Below are 304 nucleotides of genomic sequence, written 5' to 3'. Positions count from 1 at the left end.
CCTCCAGCTCAGACGAGATCACCAACAGCGCCAGACCGTCGGCGCACAGCGTTTCGATAAGCCGGATGATTTCGGCATGCGCGCCCACGTCGATACCGCGCGTGGGCTCGTCGAGGATCAGGAATTGCGGCCTGGTGAGCAGCCAGCGCGAGAGGAGAACCTTCTGCTGGTTACCGCCCGAGAGGAACTCGATGGGCTGTTCCGCGCTCGGGGTACGTATACCGAGCTGGCGGATGAAGCGCTCGGCAATCGCGTTCTGCTCGCGCTTAGGGATCGGACGCAGCCAGCCGCGCTGGGCCTGTAG

Annotated in this window: 1 protein-coding gene; it reads right to left on the bottom strand. The window is 64.5% G+C overall.

From position 1 onward, the window contains the following. Positions 1-304 (bottom strand): ATP-binding cassette domain-containing protein (locus RTW80_RS28510; protein WP_312721462.1); only part of this gene is annotated, 304 nt, incomplete at both ends.

This window comes from Escherichia sp. AM3 (assembly GCF_032029835.1).
GTDB classification, from domain to species: Bacteria; Pseudomonadota; Gammaproteobacteria; order Enterobacterales; family Enterobacteriaceae; genus Escherichia; species Escherichia coli.
The sequence above is the reverse complement of the archived record's forward strand: the minus strand, read 5'-3'. Positions and strand labels throughout refer to the sequence as shown.